Source organism: Burkholderia sp. 22PA0099 (genome assembly GCF_047497165.1).
In the GTDB taxonomy this organism is placed as follows: domain Bacteria; phylum Pseudomonadota; class Gammaproteobacteria; order Burkholderiales; family Burkholderiaceae; genus Burkholderia.
Map to the genome: position 1 here is coordinate 24216 of NZ_CP163165.1, position 17216 is coordinate 41431.

Annotated in this window: 16 protein-coding genes and 1 tRNA gene; 8 read left to right on the plus strand and 9 right to left on the minus strand. The window is 68.1% G+C overall.

The features are described 5' to 3' along the window. Positions 1-179 precede the first annotated feature (179 nt). From argC to AB4851_RS15355, 4 genes are all read left to right on the plus strand, one after another. Positions 180-1127 (plus strand): N-acetyl-gamma-glutamyl-phosphate reductase, encoded by a 948-nt coding sequence (argC, locus tag AB4851_RS15340; protein WP_414450538.1) that lies wholly within the window; start codon positions 180-182, stop codon positions 1125-1127. An 8-nt stretch (positions 1128-1135) separates the two neighbouring features. Beyond that, positions 1136-1396, plus strand: a complete 261-nt coding sequence (locus tag AB4851_RS15345) for a hypothetical protein (protein ID WP_414450539.1) — start codon at positions 1136-1138, stop codon at positions 1394-1396. A gap of 744 nt (positions 1397-2140) precedes the next feature. Beyond that, a complete protein-coding gene (locus AB4851_RS15350) occupies positions 2141-3397 on the plus strand; it encodes a DUF2957 domain-containing protein (protein WP_414443648.1) in 1257 nt (418 codons plus the stop codon). 16 nt (positions 3398-3413) lie between these two features. Beyond that, entirely contained in the window at positions 3414-4250 is an 837-nt protein-coding gene (locus tag AB4851_RS15355; RefSeq protein ID WP_414443647.1) for an OmpW/AlkL family protein, read from the plus strand. Positions 4251-4684: 434 nt separating this feature from the next. Here AB4851_RS15355 and AB4851_RS15360 read toward each other — a convergent pair whose 3' ends face one another. The 5 genes from AB4851_RS15360 to AB4851_RS15380 all read right to left on the minus strand — a co-directional run bounded on the left by AB4851_RS15360 (position 4685) and on the right by AB4851_RS15380 (position 8368). Next, the gene (locus tag AB4851_RS15360; protein ID WP_414450540.1) at positions 4685-5329 is read right to left on the minus strand and encodes a LysE family translocator; all 645 of its coding nucleotides are present in this window, start codon (positions 5327-5329) and stop codon (positions 4685-4687) included. Positions 5330-5427: 98 nt separating this feature from the next. Further along, positions 5428-6297: an NAD(P)-dependent oxidoreductase gene (locus AB4851_RS15365; protein ID WP_414450541.1), complete on the minus strand. Its 870-nt coding sequence runs from the start codon at positions 6295-6297 to the stop codon at positions 5428-5430. Positions 6298-6445: 148 nt separating this feature from the next. Then, the gene (locus tag AB4851_RS15370; RefSeq protein WP_414450542.1) at positions 6446-6661 is read right to left on the minus strand and encodes a hypothetical protein; all 216 of its coding nucleotides are present in this window, start codon (positions 6659-6661) and stop codon (positions 6446-6448) included. 149 nt (positions 6662-6810) lie between these two features. Next, positions 6811-6951, minus strand: a complete 141-nt coding sequence (locus AB4851_RS15375) for an MFS transporter small subunit (RefSeq protein WP_414450543.1) — start codon at positions 6949-6951, stop codon at positions 6811-6813. Between the two features lie 13 nt (positions 6952-6964). Further along, positions 6965-8368, minus strand: a complete 1404-nt coding sequence (locus AB4851_RS15380) for an OFA family MFS transporter (protein ID WP_414443642.1) — start codon at positions 8366-8368, stop codon at positions 6965-6967. 481 nt (positions 8369-8849) lie between these two features. Between AB4851_RS15380 and AB4851_RS15385 the strand changes: the two genes are divergently transcribed. Next, the gene (locus AB4851_RS15385) at positions 8850-9248 is read left to right on the plus strand and encodes a hypothetical protein (RefSeq protein ID WP_414450544.1); all 399 of its coding nucleotides are present in this window, start codon (positions 8850-8852) and stop codon (positions 9246-9248) included. 403 nt (positions 9249-9651) lie between these two features. Next, on the plus strand, positions 9652-10740 hold the full coding sequence (locus AB4851_RS15390; protein WP_414450545.1) for a diguanylate cyclase domain-containing protein: 1089 nt from the start codon (positions 9652-9654) through the stop codon (positions 10738-10740). Positions 10741-10960: 220 nt separating this feature from the next. On the opposite strand, the gene AB4851_RS15395 is transcribed toward AB4851_RS15390, so the two are convergent. Genes AB4851_RS15395 through AB4851_RS15405 form a run of 3 tightly spaced genes read right to left on the minus strand, consistent with a single transcriptional unit; the run spans position 10961 to position 15398 of the window. Continuing rightward, the gene (locus AB4851_RS15395; RefSeq protein WP_414450546.1) at positions 10961-11893 is read right to left on the minus strand and encodes a heme/hemin ABC transporter substrate-binding protein; all 933 of its coding nucleotides are present in this window, start codon (positions 11891-11893) and stop codon (positions 10961-10963) included. Further along, complete coding sequence (locus tag AB4851_RS15400) at positions 11890-13011, minus strand: hemin-degrading factor (RefSeq protein ID WP_414450547.1); 1122 nt, start codon at positions 13009-13011, stop codon at positions 11890-11892. The genes AB4851_RS15395 and AB4851_RS15400 overlap by 4 nt, the downstream gene beginning before the upstream one ends. A 47-nt stretch (positions 13012-13058) precedes the next feature. Then, entirely contained in the window at positions 13059-15398 is a 2340-nt protein-coding gene (locus tag AB4851_RS15405; RefSeq protein ID WP_414450548.1) for a TonB-dependent hemoglobin/transferrin/lactoferrin family receptor, read from the minus strand. A 284-nt stretch (positions 15399-15682) separates the two neighbouring features. Between AB4851_RS15405 and AB4851_RS15410 the strand changes: the two genes are divergently transcribed. Both AB4851_RS15410 and AB4851_RS15415 read left to right on the plus strand, forming a co-directional pair. Further along, positions 15683-16474, plus strand: coding sequence for an AraC family transcriptional regulator (locus AB4851_RS15410; RefSeq protein WP_414450549.1), 792 nt, complete (start codon positions 15683-15685; stop codon positions 16472-16474). Positions 16475-16590: 116 nt separating this feature from the next. Then, on the plus strand, positions 16591-17001 hold the full coding sequence (locus AB4851_RS15415; RefSeq protein WP_414450550.1) for a cupin domain-containing protein: 411 nt from the start codon (positions 16591-16593) through the stop codon (positions 16999-17001). A gap of 88 nt (positions 17002-17089) precedes the next feature. On the opposite strand, the gene AB4851_RS15420 is transcribed toward AB4851_RS15415, so the two are convergent. After that, positions 17090-17165 (minus strand) — tRNA-Ala (locus AB4851_RS15420). Positions 17166-17216 lie beyond the last annotated feature (51 nt).

Genomic DNA, 17216 nt, shown 5'->3' on the forward strand with positions numbered 1-17216 from the left:
GCCGGCCGTTCGGGCCAGGGCCCGATCATCGAACACCGCCGTCAACAATCCGTCACGCCGCGCAGGCACGATGAACGCCGCCGCTTTTTTCGGCGCAACCGGTTACGGCCCTGTCCGTGAAGTCTTAAAATGGCGGCTTTCCGGCGTTCGCGCCGGCCGCCCCATTCCGTGAGAGCAAGATGACCACGAAAGTTTTTGTCGACGGCCAGGAAGGCACGACCGGCCTGAAGATCTTCGAATACCTGTCCGCCCGCGGCGACATCGACATCCTTCGCATCGACGATGCGAAACGCAAGGATGTGGAGGAGCGCCGGCGCCTGATCAACGCCTCGGACGTCACGTTCCTGTGCCTGCCCGACGTCGCCTCGCGCGAATCGGCCTCGCTGGTCGACAACGACCGCACGGTGCTGATCGACGCCAGCACGGCGTTTCGCACCAGCGCCGACTGGGCCTATGGCCTGCCCGAGCTGACCCGCGCCCAGCGCGAGCGGATTCGCGGCGCGAAGCGCATCGCGGTGCCGGGCTGCCATGCTTCGGCGTTCGTGCTGGCGATGCGCCCGCTGGTCGAGGCCGGCGTGGTGGCGGCCGATTTCGCGGCGCACAGCTATTCGATCACCGGCTACAGCGGCGGCGGCAAGAAGATGATCGCCGACTACGAGGCCGGCGGTAACGACCGCCTGGCCAGCCCGCGCGCCTACGCGCTGGCGCTCGGCCACAAGCATCTGCCGGAAATGGCCGCCCACACGGGCCTGGCCGACGCGCCGATCTTCACGCCGATCGTCGGCCCGTTCTTCAAGGGCCTGGCCGTCACCACCTACTTCACGCCGAGCCAGTTGGCCAAGCGCGTGGGCCCGCAGGACGTGCAGCGGATCTTCGCCGAGTACTACGCGGGCGAGGCGTTCGTGCGCGTCGCGCCGTACGATGCGGCCGAGAACCTCGACGACGGCTTCTTCGACGTGCAGGCGAACAACGACACCAACCGCGTCGATCTGTTCGTGTTCGGCAACGCCGAGCGCTTCGTCACGGTCGCGCGCCTCGACAACCTCGGCAAGGGCGCATCGGGCGCGGCGATCCAGTGCATGAACCTGGCCATCGGCACCGCCGAGGATGCCGGCCTGAACCACTGACGCACTCCTTGCCCGAAGGCAATGCGGCGATTTCCGCCGCATTTCGACAAACCGGCCCGCGCGGCCGGTTTTTCTTGTCCGCGATTTTCTCGCATGCGGCGGATATCGCGGATTGCATTCCCGAATCGCGCGCTGCCGCTATTCACGAGAATTCACATTCTTTCGAAACACTGAAAAATCGGCCGATTTTCCGCTGCTTCCCAATCATGAATATCCCGAATAGGGATACTCCCGAGTTCGCGCGCGCGAGCCTTGTGCCGCAAGCCTGACGACGTATCGCCGCGATCGGCGAATGCGCCATTTCGCGCACTCTGGAGGGAGTTTTCAAACGCCATTTACGTTTTAATTTCTCTCGACATGCCTGGTTTTACTGGCGATTTTGGCATGCGTCCCGTTTCAATCGCCTTTTTTAGACGATTCCATCAATTGACAGCCGAAGGTGGCGCGGCGAAATTACATCGCACAATTACACCGGAGACGCAGGCATGTCACACGCCTTGTGGAAGGGGACGGCCATGGCCATCGTGCCGGCCCCTTTGGCGGCCGCCATGGGCGCGACGATCGACCGATCGTCGGCCTCGGCCGGCGCACGGCACCCGATCGCGGGTGACGGCGCGTCACGTGCGCGAGCCTGCCTCGCGCCGCGCCAATGCGCACGCGCACACCGCCGCGCCGGCATCGCGTCGCTCCGCTTCGGGCGCCGGCCGGCTGACCACGCCGCCCTGTCTCGCCTCTCCCGCTTCCCGACGACGCACCTTCGCGCGAGATCCGCGCCCCGTCGCCTCGACGCACCCATCACGCCGGTGCAAGCCGGCACGCCGACCGCCGATTGCACGGCGGCGGCTCACCACGCATGCCGGCCCCAAGGGCCGGCTGCGACACACAGGATCAACGGGGGCGTGACGCCATCGGCCGACCCACGGCCAGGGGGCAACACGCACGGGTAGGGCAAGCAAAGAAGCGGCCGACAGGGAGCTGGCCGCCACCAAACAAGACAATCCTGGAGGAGCAACATGAAGCGGAATATCGTACTGGCCGCGGCCCTTGCCGTGCCTTTGCTGTTGTCGGCCTGCGGGGGCGGGGACGAACAGCCGCCCGCCGCGCTCGCCGCGACCGAGCCGGGCCTGTGCCCGTCGACGCTCGACTACAGCACCGTCTACACGGGCGGCGGCGGCGACGGCGAGCTCGTCAAGCTGCAACTCGATACGACCAAGAAGACCTGGCAGATCACCTATGTCGAATCGCCGATTCCGGTGACCACCGGCACCGTCACGCCGACCCGCGCGGGCAGCACCGCCACCGGCACGCTGACCCAGGAAACCGGCCTGCCGACCCAGAAGCTCAACAACTGCGCGTTCCAGTTGAACGGCGCGACGCTCGATCCGACGCGTCCGGCCCGCGTGTTCGTGGGCTTCGGCGTGGCGGGCGGCACGATTCCCGGCGCGCGCATCTCGTACGCCGGCGTGATCGGCGTGGGCGCGGTGCCGGATACGACGTTCCCGTACTATCCGTTCATCGGCTTCTCGGCGATCGAAACCAATCTCGCGAACCTGGCCGGCACCTACAGCCAGCTCGGCTACGGGCAAGTGCCGTCGCAGAACTTCGCGCCGACCACCATCGACGCCAAGGTGACGATCAACGCCGACGGCACCTGGACCCGCTGCGACACCACCGGCCAGTTCGCCGGCACCTGCCGTCAGCCGGGCGGCAACCTGACGGCCGCGCCGGACGGCTCGGGCGCGTTCGTGACCAGCAACTACCAGGGGCAGGTGAAGCCGACGCTGGCGCCGTCCGGCCCGCAGGCGAAGGGCTACATCATCGTCGGCAAGCTGCGCAACCAGCTCGTGCCGATCATGATCCGCACCGGCGTGGCGAACCCGAACCCGCTGCCCGACGCGAACGGCATCCCGGGCCTGACCGCCGACGACGAATCGGGCATCTCGATCATGTCGCCGCAGTCGAACATCGTGCTCGGCTCGCAGAACGGCGAATACATCGGCGTGGACAGCCAGTTCAACTACCGCACCACCGCGCTGATCAACGCCCAGGCCACGCTGCTCGATCCGTTCAACGCCTCGCAGGCCTCGCTCGCAACGGCGCTGAACCTGAACTTCGGCCAGGCCACGCCGGGCACGGTCACCTCGGTGCACACGGACGCCACCAGCACCACGGCCACCGGCAAGTTCATCTTCACGGGCGGCGTGTTCGGCTTCCTCGACAACAACAACCCGACGACGCCGTATTTCACGATCGGCGCATTCGTCCAATAACCGAGGGGACCCAGCCGTGAAAAAGACTTTCCTTTGCGCGGCGGCCGCGAGCGCCGCCGCGCTGGGGCCGTGCGCGGCCCATGCGCAGAGCGCCGGCAGCAACGTGATCGGGCTGGGCTGGTTTCATGTCCAGCCGGTCCAGAGCAGCACGTCGCTGAACACCAGCGTCGCGCCGACACCGATCAACACGCCGCTGCGGCTGCCGTCGCAATTCGATTCGCCGGGCACCGGGCTGCGCACCAGCACCGCGGACACGGTCGGCCTGACGATCAGCCACTTCCTGACCGATCACATCGCGGTGACCTCGGTGGCCGGCGTGCCGCCGGTGTTCAAGGTGCGCGGCAACGGCACCATCACGCCGCCCGGGCCGGCCGGCGCGCTCGGCACGCAGAACATCGGGCTCGGCGCGGTGAACCCGATCGTCAAGAGCGTGCGGCAGTGGAGCCCGGCCGTGATTCTTCAGTACTACTTCGCGAATGCGAATGCGAAGGTCCGGCCGTTCCTCGGCGTGGGCGTGTCGTACAACTGGTTCAGCGATCTGCAACTGAGCAACAACTTCATCAAGCAGACGCAGGACAACCTCGGCGCGGTTCTCGCCGCGGGCGCGGGCAAGCCGGGCACCACGCAGGTATCGGCCAAGGCGTCGTCGTCGTGGCAGCCGGTGTTCAACGCGGGCGTGACCTATGCGATCAACGACCACTGGGGGCTCATCGCATCGGTCACCTACATCCCGTTGAAGACGACCTCGACGGTCACGATCAAGGCGGCCGACGGCTCCACGCTGGCGGAATCGAAGAGCGACCTGAAGGCCAATCCGATCATCAGCTACCTGGCGGTGTCGTACAAGTTCTGATCGCCGGCCGGATCGAAGGGAAGCCGGGAAGAAGCAGGGCGTCGGAGGCAGCGGGCCGCCGTGGCGAATCGTATGGACGAAAAAAAGCCCGCCTAAGAGGCGGGCTGAATCCATATCAGAGGAGACATGGAGGAGACAGTTCCGACTATACCCGAGCGGATGTCGCATCGCAACATTTCCCTTCGGAAAATAAGGACTTTCCCTTGCGGGTTGTTGCGGAGTCGCGACAGGCGCTCCGCCCGGCGCGCGGCGCGGTTCGAGGCAGTTTCCGATGCGGCTCGATGCCTCGAAATGCACGCCCGGCAAGACATGCAAGAAAAAACCCCGGCTTGCGACACACGCCGGGGTTGTTGCTTTTACGGTGAGCCCGAAGGCGGGACGCCGCCGGATGGGTCACGCAGTGCGGCAGACTGCCGCGCACCGCACCGGCCTCGTCAGTGACGCACCAACGCCATCGCCGCACCAAAGCCGACAAACACGCCGCCCGTCAGCCGGTTGAAGATCCGCACCACGCGTGCGCTGCGCAGCGACGCGCCGATTCGCGTGCCGAACGCGCAATAAACGACATACCAGCCCACCTCGCACACCGCCAGCGTGACCACCAGCACCGCGAACTGCGGCAGCTTCGGCGCGGCCGGATCGATGAACTGCGGCGTCAGCGCCACCGCGAACAGCAGCGCCTTCGGATTGCTGCCCGACACCAGAAAACCGTTGCGAAACAGCGCGGCCGGCGTGGCGGCCACGCCGATCGTGAGCGGCGCCGCCTCGGCGGCCGGATCGTTCGCGGCGTCTTCCACGCGCGCGCGCCAGGCCTTGATGCCGAGCCAGATCAGATAGCCCGCGCCGATCAGGCGCAACGCATCGAACATGCGCGGCCACGCCGTCAGGAACACACCGAGCCCGGCCGCCGAGACGAGGAACATCAGCACCAGCGCGAGCAGCGCGCCGGCCATCGTCGCCGTCGTGCGGCGCATGCCGTGGCGCGCGCCGTGCGACATCACCAGCATCATGTTCGGGCCGGGAATCGCCGACACCACGAACATCGTCGCCAGGAACAACTCCCACGTATGCCAATTCATCGTTGCCTCGATCCAAAACGCCTGAAGGAAAACCGGCCAGCATTATGCCGGGGTTTTCGGATGCGGCGAACCGGATCGAGCGGTGGCGTTCAGGGCGTTCAGCGGCCCGCGCGACGCGCCGCGACTTCGCCGAGCACCGCGAAATCGCGCTCGCCGTCGCCGTGCGCGACCACGTCGAGCAGGTTGTCGCGCAGCACGCTGGCCACCGGCATCGGCACCGACACGCCCTCCGCCGCCTCGATCACCAGCCGCACGTCCTTCAGGCCGAGCCGGGCCTTGAACAGCGCCGGCTCGTAGCGGCGCTCGGCGATCATCGCGCCGTAGCCCTGGTAGATCGGCCCCGGCAGGATGCTGTTGGTGATCACGTCGAGGTAGTCGCTGAACGCCACGCCGTGCCCCGTCAGCAGCGCCGCGGCCTCGCCCATCGTCTCGATCGCCGAGGCCAGCGCGAAATTGGCGGCCAGCTTCACGGCGTTGGCCTGCTGCGGCAGCGAACCGAGCCGCCAGGTCTTCTTGCCGATCACGTCGAACGCCGGCTGCACGCGATCGATCGCCTCGGCGGGGCCGGCGGCCACGATGGTCAGTTGCCCGAGCGCCGCGACGTTCGGGCGGCCGAGCACCGGCGCGGCCACGTAATGCAGGCCGCGCTCGGCGTGCGCATGCGCCAGCGTTTCGGCCAGCGCCACCGAGATGGTGGCCATGTTGACGTGCACCAGGCCGCGCGGCGCGTGTTCGAGCAGGCTCGCCTCGAACACGCCGCGCACGGCCGCGTCGTCGGCCAGCATCGAGAACACGGCGTCGCCCTGAAACGCCTCCGCGACCGAGCCGGCGTGTTCGGCGCCCGCCTCGACCAGCGGCGCGACTTTCTCCGGCGAACGGTTCCAGACGCGTACGCGATGCCCCGCCTTCAACAGGTTCAGCGCGATCGCGCCGCCCATCTCGCCGAGACCGACAAATCCGATATCCATGCTTCGCTCCTTGGTGGCTGGAGCGTCGAAGTAAAGCACAGCCGCGCGATCCTTGCCGGCGCCGAAAATGAAACAGTCCCGGCCGCGCGAACGGACGGGACTGCCTGTGAGAAGAACCACCGCCGCGCTGCGCGCGCGGCGCGAGCGCTTACTGCTGCGCGCCCTTGTCGTTGGTGCCGGCGCTCGCGGCGGCAGCGGCCTTCGCCTTGCCCTTCGCGCTGCCGTGCTTCTTCAGCGTGTGCTTCGGCTTGCTCTTGTCGTGCTTGGCCGGTGCGGCCGCCGGGGCCGATGCGTCCTGCGCGAACACCGATGCCGAACCGAAGGCGAGCGTGGCGGCGGCCAGCGAAACGAGAAGCTTCTTCATGGTTCTACCCCTGCGTGAGTGAATGGAAACGAACGGCGCGGATCGCATCCGAAACCTCGCCGTCGCTGTCTGTTCAACGTGCGCGCGGCACGCCGCGTTGACTGTCGAAAACCCTGATTCGGCAGCCGTCGTTTCCGTTCATGCAGGCGTCAGTGGAACAGCTTCATCGCCTGCGCCAGCGTGTTGACGACGCCCCACACGAGCGGCACCAGCACGTACAGCCAGAACACCACGAGCAGCCCCTTGTTGGTGGCATGCGCGGTGTCGTTGCGGGTCGAGAGATCGGTCATCGTGGGTCTTCCGTTATTTGCCGCCCGCGAGCTGCGCGTCGGTCATGTAGTGGTGATCGGCGACGCGGCGCACGAGCAGGTTGCAGAAGAAGCCGACGATCAGCAGGATCGCCATCAGGTGCACCGTCATCGTGTAGGCGTCGGCCTTGGCGACGCCATGGCCCACCTGGTACGCGCGGATGTAGTTGACCAGCACCGGGCCGGCCACGCCGGCCGCGGCCCAGGCCGTCAGCAGGCGGCCGTGGATGCCGCCCACGAACGCCGTGCCGAACATGTCGGCCAGATAGGCCGGAACGGTCGAGAAGCCGCCGCCGTACATCGACAGGATCACGCCATACGCCAGCACGAACAGGGCGATGTTGCCGCTCGCCGCGAAACGCGGCACGCAGTAGTACAGCACCGCACCGAGCACGAAGAAGATGAAGTAGGTGTTCTTGCGGCCGACCCAGTCGGAGGCCGACGCCCACACGAACCGCCCGCCCATGTTGAACAGCGACAGCAGGCCGACGAAGCCCGCGGCAGCCGCGGCCGTCACGGTGTCCTTGAAGCTTTCCTGGATCATCACCGAGGCCTGGCCGAGAATGCCGATGCCGGCCGTCACGTTCAGGAACAGCACCAGCCAGATCAGGTAGAACTGCGGCGTCTTCAGGGCCTGGTCGATGTGGACGTGACGCGTGGTGATCATCTTGTTGGTCGACTGCGCGGGCGGCTCCCAGCCGGCCGGCTTCCAGCCTGCCGGCGGGATGCGGATCGCGAAGGCGCCGATCGTCATCGAGATGAAGTACGCGATGCCAAGCACCACGAACGTTTCGGCCACGCCGATGCTCGTTGCGCTCTTGAAGTGGTTCATCAGCGCCACCGACAGCGGCGCGGCGATCATCGCGCCGCCGCCGAAGCCCATGATCGCCATGCCGGTCGCCATGCCGCGGCGGTCCGGGAACCAGCGGATCAGCGTCGACACCGGCGACACGTAGCCGAGGCCCAGGCCGATCCCGCCGATCACGCCGTAGCCGAGGTAGAGCATCCAGATCTGGTGGGTCCACACGCCGATCGCCGAGACGATGAAGCCGCCGCCGAAGCAGCAGGCCGCCGTCAGCATGGTGCGGCGCGGGCCGACGCGCTCGAGCCACTTGCCGGCAAAGGCCGCCGACAGGCCGAGGAACACGATCGCCAGCGAGAAGATCCAGCCGAGGGTGGTCAGCGTCCAGTCGCCCGGACCCGATGCCGTGATGCCGATCACCTTGGTGAGCGGCCCGTTGAACACGGAAAAGGCGTACGCCTGCCCGATGCAGAGGTGTACCGCGAGTGCCGCGGGCGGCACCATCCATCGCGAAAATCCGGGGCGAGCGATGGTCGCCTCCTTCGACATGAACGACGGGGCACCCGTGCGGCCAGCCGGCTCAATCACACTGCTCATGATGACTTGTCTCCGTTGCAAATCTTGTTGTGGCCTGCGCTGAACACGCGCCGGAGCCATCGCGGCATAGGAACCGCCGGTTCATATAATCTGTTGTCCAGAATGATTTTCCCCGAATCCGGCTCTGCCACACCGAACGATAGGCACGACGAAACACATGCGCAATATGAGATAAGTACGCATAAGGGAATGCCAAGACGTAAAAGATGTGAACAATTCGTCAAGACGCGCCGCCGCGCTCCCCGCCGCCGCCCGCCTTGCCTTGCTGCACCGGCCCCGCCGTCGCTCCGGGCCGCTCGCAGGAGCTTACGGCCAGCCGACAAAAGCCGCGCATCGTACGCGAGACGGCCGCGAAAAACAATTTTTAACACCCATGCCCCGTCACGCTTGTTAGCCTGCCTCGACATCGCCGGCCGGCGCCCGCGCGTGCCATCGGCCGGCGATACTCCGACTTCCCCCGCTTGAGAGAACGATCGAATCGATGAAAGTACAGAACAAGATGGCGGCGTGCGCGCTGCTCGCCGGCGCGGCGCTGTCGCTGGCCGGCTGCGGCAGCAGCAGCGGGCCGCGTCCGCTCGCCCAATCCCAGGCCGCCGCGGTGGGCGCGCCGCCGGGCGCGATGATCTACGTGTCGTCCGGCCTGCAGGCCCCGCAGATCGAGCGCTGCCTGTCGAGCCGGATGTCGCGCTCGCGCGTCGAACGGCAGGGCCGCGTCTCGACGATGCTGGTCGGCCCCCGTTCGACCGACGAGGACTGGCGCATCACGCTCGAACAGAACGCGGCGGCCGGCACCACGATCGCCGTCTATCCGCCCGCGAGCGGCGACGGCGAGCCGGACGAAGCCTCGTTGCGCTTCCACATCGCGCGCTGCGCGGTCTGACGAATCGGGCGCGGGCGCACAGCACTTTTCCCCAGGCGGCTGTGGACGACCGCTGTGCGACACGCCGCCCGATGCGCACTGCGTCCGCAACGGGCCTACAATTCGCGGCGGAACTGCCGTAAAAGCCTTTGCTTATATAGGTAAGGTTGGTTGACAATTGCGACGCGCGCCTGTGGACAACCTGCCTTTGTCCCGCGCAATCCAAGCGGTAGCGGTTTTTGCCCCGGCCATCGCAGCACGACAGCGCCAGTGCCGGCGCGCGTCGTGCCGCCACGGACAACCGGCCCGCCAACCCGGTGCAGCGCCCGAATCCGCCCGTACGCGGCGCACGCAGACGGCAATGCATCCGTGCAACCCCGGCCGCATTGCCGGCAGCCTATCTCGTAAATCGGAAGGAACTCGCATGGAATTCGAACCGGCCGGCGTGCCGCCCCATCGGCCCGCTCCACCGGAATCGGCCGGCGCGGACGCCGCGCTCGAAGCCGCGCGGCGCGCGATCCCGGCGACCTCGTCGGCCGAAGGCACTGCCATCGTGCTGCTGGTCGACGATCAGCCGATCGTGCGCGAAGCGGTGCGCCAGGCGCTGGCCGGCGAGACCGGCATCGAGCTGCGCTACTGCCAGCACGCCACGCAGGCGCTGGACGTGGCGCGCCAGACGCGTCCCACCCTGATCCTGCAGGACCTGGTGATGCCCGAGGTGGACGGCCTGACGCTGGTGCAGCACTACCGGCGCACGCCGGAGCTGCGCGACGTGCCGATCATCGTGCTGTCCGCCAAGGAAGAGCCGCGCATCAAGCAGGCCGCGTTCGAGGCCGGCGCGAACGACTACCTGATCAAGCTGCCGGATCGCGTCGAACTGGTCGCGCGCATCCGCTACCACTCGCGCGCCTACGTCAACCTGCTGCAGTTGAACACCGCCTACCGCGCGCTGCGCCAGTCGCAGGAAGAGCTGCTGGCCGCCAATCGCGAGCTGGAGCGGCTGTCGCAATCGGACGGCCTGACCTCGCTGCCGAACCGCCGTTATCTCGACGCCTACCTCGACGGCGAGTGGCGCAAGAGCCTGCGCGAAGGCAACGAGCTGTCGATGCTGATGATCGACGTCGATCGCTTCAAGCAATACAACGACACCTACGGCCACGTGGCCGGCGACGACGTGCTGCGCCAGGTCGGCGCGACGCTGCAACGCTGCATGAGCCGCCCCGGCGACCTGGCCGCGCGCTTCGGCGGCGAGGAATTCGCCGTGGTGCTGCCGGGCACGCCGGCCAGCGGCGCGCGGCTGGTAGCCGAAAAGATCCGCCTCGAAGTGGCCGCGCTGAAGGTGCCGCACACGGGCGGCGCCGACGGCGGGATCGTCACCGTCAGCATTGGTGGCGCCTGCACCGTGGCCTCGCAACTGAGCGGCATCACGGCGCTGATCGAAGCCGCCGACGCCGCGCTTTATCAGGCCAAGCGCGACGGGCGCAATCGCGCGGTGATCGCCACCGGCGATTGAACGCCACGGGGGCGGCGGCCTTGAAGCGAGGGCGTCGATGCCCGGGTGAGCGCGTTCCTGCGTGATGCCGAGCGTCACCCGGCGATCATGAGCGCCACGGGGCCGCGGGGCGAGCTTGCAGCGAGGGCGTCGACGCCCGTGTGGCGCGTTCCTGCGTGATGCCGAATGTCACCCGGTGATCATTCCGGGCCACCGCCACCGCTTGCCTCGCCTCTCCGCTTCAGGCTGCCGCCACCGCGCGGCGCAGCGCCACCACCGCCTCCGGCAGGCGCGGCCCGAAACCGAGCAGGAACAGCGCATCGAGCGATGCCACGCGCGACGCGCGCCCGGCCGGCGTCAACGAGAAACCGGCCGAGGCCAGCAGCCGCTGCGCGCCGCCGGCCGCGCGCAGCGTGTCGTCGGTGGTCAGCACCACATCCGGCTGCGCCGCGACCAGCGCCTCCGAATTCATCACCTTGTAGCCGTCCACGCCCTCGATCGCATTGGCGAACCCCGCGTAGCGCAGCATCGCGTCGGCGGCGGTGCGCTGCCCGGCGATCATCGGCTGACGCCCGGCCGGGTCCATCACGAACAGCACGCGCCGCGCCGCCGGCTTCGGCGCCGACGCGGCCTGCGCCCAGCCGCGATCGAACTGCACGAGGCGCGCCCGCCCGGCGTCCTGCGCGCCGAGCGCGGCCGCCACGCCGGCAATCTTCTCGCGCACCGACGCCACGTCGTGCCGCTCGGCGAACAGGTCGATCTCGATGCCGATGCGGCGCACCTGATCGAGCGCGGTGGCCGGCCCTGCCTCGGCCGACGCCAGCACCAGGTCGGGCCGCAGCGCCAGCAGGCTTTCGGCCGACAGCGCGCGCTGATAGCCGATCTTCGGCAGCGCGAGCGCCTGGGCCGGGAACGTGCAGGTGGTGTCCGAGCCGACCAGGCGATCCGCGCGGCCCAGTGCGTAGACGATCTCGGCCAGCGCGCCGCCGATCACCACGACGCGCCGCGGGCCGCCCGGCGCGCCGGCATCCTGCTTCGCGTCTTGCGCTGCTCCCGGCCCCGCCACGGCGCCCCACGCGCCGGCCGCCGCAGCCGCACCGCTCGCGCCGAGCGCCAGCCCGCCCGCGTGGCGCAGCCAGCGGCGGCGGCCCGCATCATGCAGCGCGCCGCTCATGTCCGCACCGCGTCGTGGGCCTGCCCGAGCCGCGCCACCGTCTCGCGCCAGCCGGCCAGCTCCGGCGCGCCCGGCTTGCGCGCGCCGAACAGCATCGCGATCGTCTCGCCCTGCGCGTCGAACAGTTCGACCGAGGTGACCACGCCATCGCGGGTCGGCTTGCGCACGAGCCACGCGCTGTCGATCAGATCGGTACGCAAGTGCAGGTTGAAATCGGGGTCCATCACGTTGAGCCACGGCCCCATCGGCACGACGTTGCGCACCGGGCCGGTATGGATCTGGATCATGCCGGCATTGCCGACGAACACCATGATCGGCAACCCGCTCGCGGCAACGTCGTCGAGCAGCGCGGCCACCGCGCCGTGCGCGAGCGGCGCGGCGCGCTCGCCGCCGGCCAGCCGCAGCGCCTGCAGGCGGTCCACGCCGAACTTGCGCAGCATGCCGAAGAATTCATGGGTGTCCTGCATCGCGTCCCACGCGGCGCGGAAGCCCGCCACATCGATCTCGCCGTCGGCGCGCGGCGCGGCGGGCGCGGGTGCCTCGGCCACCGTCAGCCCGGCCACCTGCGGGTTCGCCACATGACGCGCGACGAGCGCGTCGTACGCCGCGCGATCGCTGTCGGCGCGCAGGTAGAGCTTGGTGACCGCCACGCCCTGCGCATCGAAGAACTGCAGGCTGTGGCGTTCGCCGCTCTCGCCCGGCTCGCGCACCGCGAACGCCGAGGCCCATTTCGAGTAAAAGATCCGCAGGTCGATCGCGCTGCCGAGCGCCAGCCCGACCGGGCCGTCGTGGCTGATCTTCTCGAACGCGCCGATCTTCTCGTGCACCGCGGCCTCGTTGCGCGTGAGCGTCATCACGTTGCCGAGCAGCGGCATCGCTTCGTACAACTCGATAAACCGCGCATCGAGCCGCCTCACGTGCTCACCGACGAACGCGGCCAGCGCCTCGCCCTCGCTGATGCCGAGCGTGGCCGCCGCATCGCGGTGGCGAAGCCGGCGCTCGGTGCGCAACGCGGTGAAATCGCGGCGCAGCGCGGCCAGCGAGGCCGCGTCCTGCGTGTACGGCGCTGGCGAAGCGCGCGCCGTGTCGATGGAAGAAACGATGGAAGGAGCCGTCATCTGATGTGCCTCGCTGGGTTCGGTTGAGTTCGGTGCATGCCGGCCGATCAGAAATCGATCTTCATGCCGACGTTGAAATTGCGTCCCGGGGCCGTCAGCGCCGCGATCTTCGCGTCGCCGTCGCTGTCCTTCAGCCCGCGCACGTCGTTCCAGATCCAGTATTTGCGGTCGAACAGGTTGTCGATGCCGGCCGTCACGCTGACGTGCTTCGTGAAGTGGTAGCCCGCATGCAGATCGACGATCGTGAACGACGGCGTCGAATAGAACGTCGGGTCCGACATCGACGACTTGCTCTTGCGCGAGTTGTAGGTCACGTCGGCGCCGGCGAACCAGCGCTCGCCGCCCGTGTAGCGCAGGCCGAGCACCACCGCGAGCGGCGGCACCGTGTCCAGCCCGGTGGTCACGCCGTCCTTGGTTTCGGTGCCGCGAATCCAGGCGAAGCCGCCCTTCAGTTCCAGGTTGTCGTTGACGAGCCAGTCGGCCTTCGCCTCGATGCCGTGGATCGACGCCTGCGAGTAGTTCACGTACTGCACCGTGTACGGGTTGCTCGCCGACGTGACGCTGCCGCCCACCACCTTGGTGTCGATGAAATCGTTGTAGCGGCCCGTGAAGCCCGCGACGCTGTAGTTGACCTGGCCCGTGCCCGCGCCGAACTTGCCGCGCATGCCCAGCTCGAACGTGTTGCTGGTTTCGGGCTTCAGGTTCGGGTTGCCGACCTGCTGATAGAACAGGCCGTAGGAGCCGGCCGGGTTGTAGTAGCTGTTGACCTGATACGCGGACGGCGCGCGGAAACCGCGTGCGTATTGCACGTACGGCACGAACGCCGGCGTGATCTCGTAGAGCAGCGCGAGGCGCGGCGAGACGGCGTTGTCGGTCAGGCCGGTGGTCGGCTTGGTCGAGGTGGCCGCCGCCGTGGTGTAGGTGGCGTCGGCGTGCGGCGTCATGCGGAACCAGTCGAAGCGCACGCCCGGCACGATGCTCAGGCGATCCCAGCGCATGTCGTCCTGCAGGTAGGCGCCGAACGTCGTCTGGGTGGTCTTCGGGAACACTTCCGGATAGCCGTCGCCGCCCGGCACCCACTCGCCTGCCGCCGAACTCGACGTGCTGTAGTGCGACACGCTCACGTCGAAGCCGTAGGTCAGTTGATGCTTGAGCACGCCGGTGACGAACTTGCTGTCGGCCACCACGTTGCCGCCGACGATGTTGTCGCGGTAATCGTTGATGCGCGAGCGGTTGGCCGTCGCACCCGTGGCGCTCACACCGCCGATGTCGAGCGTCTGGTGGGTCTGCGCATTTCGGTAGTACACCGAAGCATGAAGCTGCTGAAAATACGGGTTCGATTCGTCGCGATGATCGTAGTCGAGCTGCACGCGGTTGCTCTGCACGTCGTTGCCCGTCACGTAGCGGTTCGCCGTATAGCTGCGCGTGCCGCCGGTCCAGCGATAGGCGCCGCCCAACTGGGACAGCCCGTCGCTCAGGTTCGTGTTGTTCAGCGTTTCGGCCGTGAGCTTCAGCGTGTCGGCGTGGGTCAGCTTGAACACCACCTTGCCGAGCGCGCTGCGGTTGTTGTAGGTCAGCGGGTCCGGCTTCGAGCGCTGCGCGCCGAGGCCGCCCGTGTCGCCCTGGCTGTCGGTTTCGTGGCCGTGGCGGCCGCTCAACACCAGCATGCCCTGCACGCGCTCGCCGCCGAACGCGGCGGTGGCGGTCGAGCCCCAGCTGCGGTCGGTCGAATCGTAGCCGCCCTTCAGCGAGAAATAGGTCGGCTTGCCGTAGATCGACAGCAGATCCTTCGGGTCTTTCGTCACGAAGTTGACCGCGCCCGTCAGACCGTCGCTGCCGTACAGCACCGAGGTCGGCCCGCGCAGCACTTCGATGCGTTCGTACAGGTCCGTATTCAGGTAATCGCCGCGCCCCGTCGCGCCCGAGCCGAACGCGAACGACTGCGGCAACGGCACGCCGTCTTCCAGCATCAGCACGCGGTTGCCCTCGAGCCCGCGAATATTGATGCCCTCGTTGCCGCCACGGCCCGCCGCACCGCTGATGCCCGACGGGCGATACGCCTGGCGGCGCACCTCGACGCCCGGCTCGTACTTGAGCGCGTCCTTGATGTCGCGCGCGTTGTTGTCGTCGATATCGTCGCTCGTGATGACCGACACCGATGCGGCAGTGCGATTCAGGCGGGTGGTCCCCACGCGGTTGGCCGTGACCGACACGGCCTTCAGTTCCTGCTCGCGGCGCAGCACCGACGGTGCGCCATTGGCGGCTTCCGGTTGCGGCGCCGATACGGCCGGGCGCTCGGCCGCGGGCGTGTCCGCCATCGCGACGGCGCAGGTCTTCGCGAGCATCGCCGGCACGACGATCCGGACGAAACGACGTTTGAACTGCATCTGCTACTCCCCGTATGAGTGGTTTTTCGATCGGCGGCCCGGTGGATGTCGGGCGACGAGTGCGGCCGATTGTATCGTAAACGCGAATCATTACCATTTGCATTTGAAAGACTGAGATGAGAGGGGCGGCGTGACGGTTCGGCGGGATTAGGGCTGGCGGGTCGGGTTCTTGCGCCGCAGGCAGACACACCCGACGCGGCAGGCGCGTGCGACAATCGTCGCGCCATCTTTCCGCAACGTCTTCGATCGTGCCCCCGAAATCGCCTTCCCCCTCGTCAGACTGGATGCTGCGCGCGAGTCCCGCGCACGGGATCGAGCGCGTCGAGGCGTGGTTTCGGGGCAAGGCCTACGGCATGCATCGGCACGACACCTATGCGATCGGCCGCACGCTCGCCGGCGTGCAGAGCTTCCAGTACCGGCGCAGCCGCCGCGACAGCCTGCCTGGCAACACGCTGGTGCTGCATCCCGACGAGGCGCACGACGGCCAGGCCGGCACGGACGAGGGCTTTCGCTATCGGATCGTCTATGTCGAGCCGTCGCTGTTCCAGGAGGTGCTCGGCGGCCGTGCGCTGCCGTTCGTCGAAGGCGGCGTGACGACCGACCCGCGGCTGGCGGCCGCCACCGGCACGCTGCTGCAATCGGTCGGCCAGGCGCTCGATCCGCTCGAACAGGCCGGCGCGATCGCCGAGCTGGCCCATGCGCTGGCCGCCGTGGCCGGCCTGCCCGACGCGCGCGGCACGGCCGATTACGCCGCCGCCCGGCGCGCCCGCGACTATCTGCGCGAGAACTGCACGCGCGCGCTCAGGCTCGAGGAAGTGGAAGCGGCCACCGGGCGCGATCGCTGGAGCCTGTCGCACGATTTCCGTACGTTCTACGGCACCAGCCCCTACCGCTACCTGACCATGCGCCGGCTCGACGTGGCGCGCCGCCTGCTGATGGCCGGCGAGACGCTGTCGAGCGCCGCCATCGACGCCGGGTTCGCCGATCAGGCCCACATGACGCGCCAGTTCGCCCAGGCGTTCGGCATCACGCCGGGCCGCTGGCGGCAGATGAGCGCCGCCCGGCCGGGCGGCTGAACGCGCGGCGGCGTCACATCTTCACGCCGTCACGCGCCCACGATCGTTCAATACGCCGCGCGAGCGGCTTCGTATGCTCGCGGCTCCCTCACCTTTCCCTGCGGACGGAGCACACCATGACCACCCCCACCCCGGCATTGCGAGGCCAGTGCCAGACCATCGATCTGGCCGACAAGCTCGCGCGCGTCGAAGGCTACTGGCAGCAGCGCGTCGTCGCCGAAATGAACGACTACCAGTTCAAGGTCGCGCGACTCGACGGCGAATTCGTCTGGCACACCCACGACGACACCGACGAAACCTTCATCGTCCTCGAAGGCGAACTGCAGATCGAGATGCGCAGCGGCCCGGCCGGCGAGCACACCATCGTGCTGCGCGCGGGCCAGATGGCGGTCGTGCCGAAGGGCGTCGAGCACCGTCCGCACGCGCTCGGCGAGGTGAAGCTGCTGCTGGTCGAGCCGCGTGGGGTGGTGAATACCGGCGATGGGGCGCGCAACGAGCGCACCGTGGCGAATGATCTGTGGGTTTGATGCCGGGGCGCGAGCTGGCGCTCCAGACGGACGAAGCGGCGGCGGAAAAGCAGAAAGCCGGCGCAAGGCCGGCTTTCTGGACATTCGTTGGTGGAGAGGAGGAGGATCGAACTCCCGACCTTCGCATTGCGAACGCGACGCTCTCCCAGCTGAGCTACCCCCCCAACATTCGATCGATCATACACAAGCCGATCCGGGGATGGCAAGCCCGCCGC

Bases quoted from the DNA above. Each gene is read 5' to 3' on its own strand.
- AB4851_RS15350 (WP_414443648.1), top strand. From the start codon at position 2,141: ATGAAGCGGAATATCGTACTGGCCGCGGCCCTTGCCGTGCCTTTGCTG.
- AB4851_RS15405 (WP_414450548.1), bottom strand. From the start codon at position 15,398: ATGCAGTTCAAACGTCGTTTCGTCCGGATCGTCGTGCCGGCGATGCTC.
- AB4851_RS15365 (WP_414450541.1), bottom strand. From the start codon at position 6,297: ATGGATATCGGATTTGTCGGTCTCGGCGAGATGGGCGGCGCGATCGCG.
- AB4851_RS15390 (WP_414450545.1), top strand. From the start codon at position 9,652: ATGGAATTCGAACCGGCCGGCGTGCCGCCCCATCGGCCCGCTCCACCG.
- AB4851_RS15360 (WP_414450540.1), bottom strand. From the start codon at position 5,329: ATGAATTGGCATACGTGGGAGTTGTTCCTGGCGACGATGTTCGTGGTG.
- AB4851_RS15395 (WP_414450546.1), bottom strand. From the start codon at position 11,893: ATGAGCGGCGCGCTGCATGATGCGGGCCGCCGCCGCTGGCTGCGCCAC.
- AB4851_RS15370 (WP_414450542.1), bottom strand. From the start codon at position 6,661: ATGAAGAAGCTTCTCGTTTCGCTGGCCGCCGCCACGCTCGCCTTCGGT.
- AB4851_RS15380 (WP_414443642.1), bottom strand. From the start codon at position 8,368: ATGAGCAGTGTGATTGAGCCGGCTGGCCGCACGGGTGCCCCGTCGTTC.
- AB4851_RS15415 (WP_414450550.1), top strand. From the start codon at position 16,591: ATGACCACCCCCACCCCGGCATTGCGAGGCCAGTGCCAGACCATCGAT.
- argC (WP_414450538.1), top strand. From the start codon at position 180: ATGACCACGAAAGTTTTTGTCGACGGCCAGGAAGGCACGACCGGCCTG.
- AB4851_RS15410 (WP_414450549.1), top strand. From the start codon at position 15,683: ATGCTGCGCGCGAGTCCCGCGCACGGGATCGAGCGCGTCGAGGCGTGG.
- AB4851_RS15385 (WP_414450544.1), top strand. From the start codon at position 8,850: ATGAAAGTACAGAACAAGATGGCGGCGTGCGCGCTGCTCGCCGGCGCG.
- AB4851_RS15375 (WP_414450543.1), bottom strand. From the start codon at position 6,951: ATGACCGATCTCTCGACCCGCAACGACACCGCGCATGCCACCAACAAG.
- AB4851_RS15400 (WP_414450547.1), bottom strand. From the start codon at position 13,011: ATGACGGCTCCTTCCATCGTTTCTTCCATCGACACGGCGCGCGCTTCG.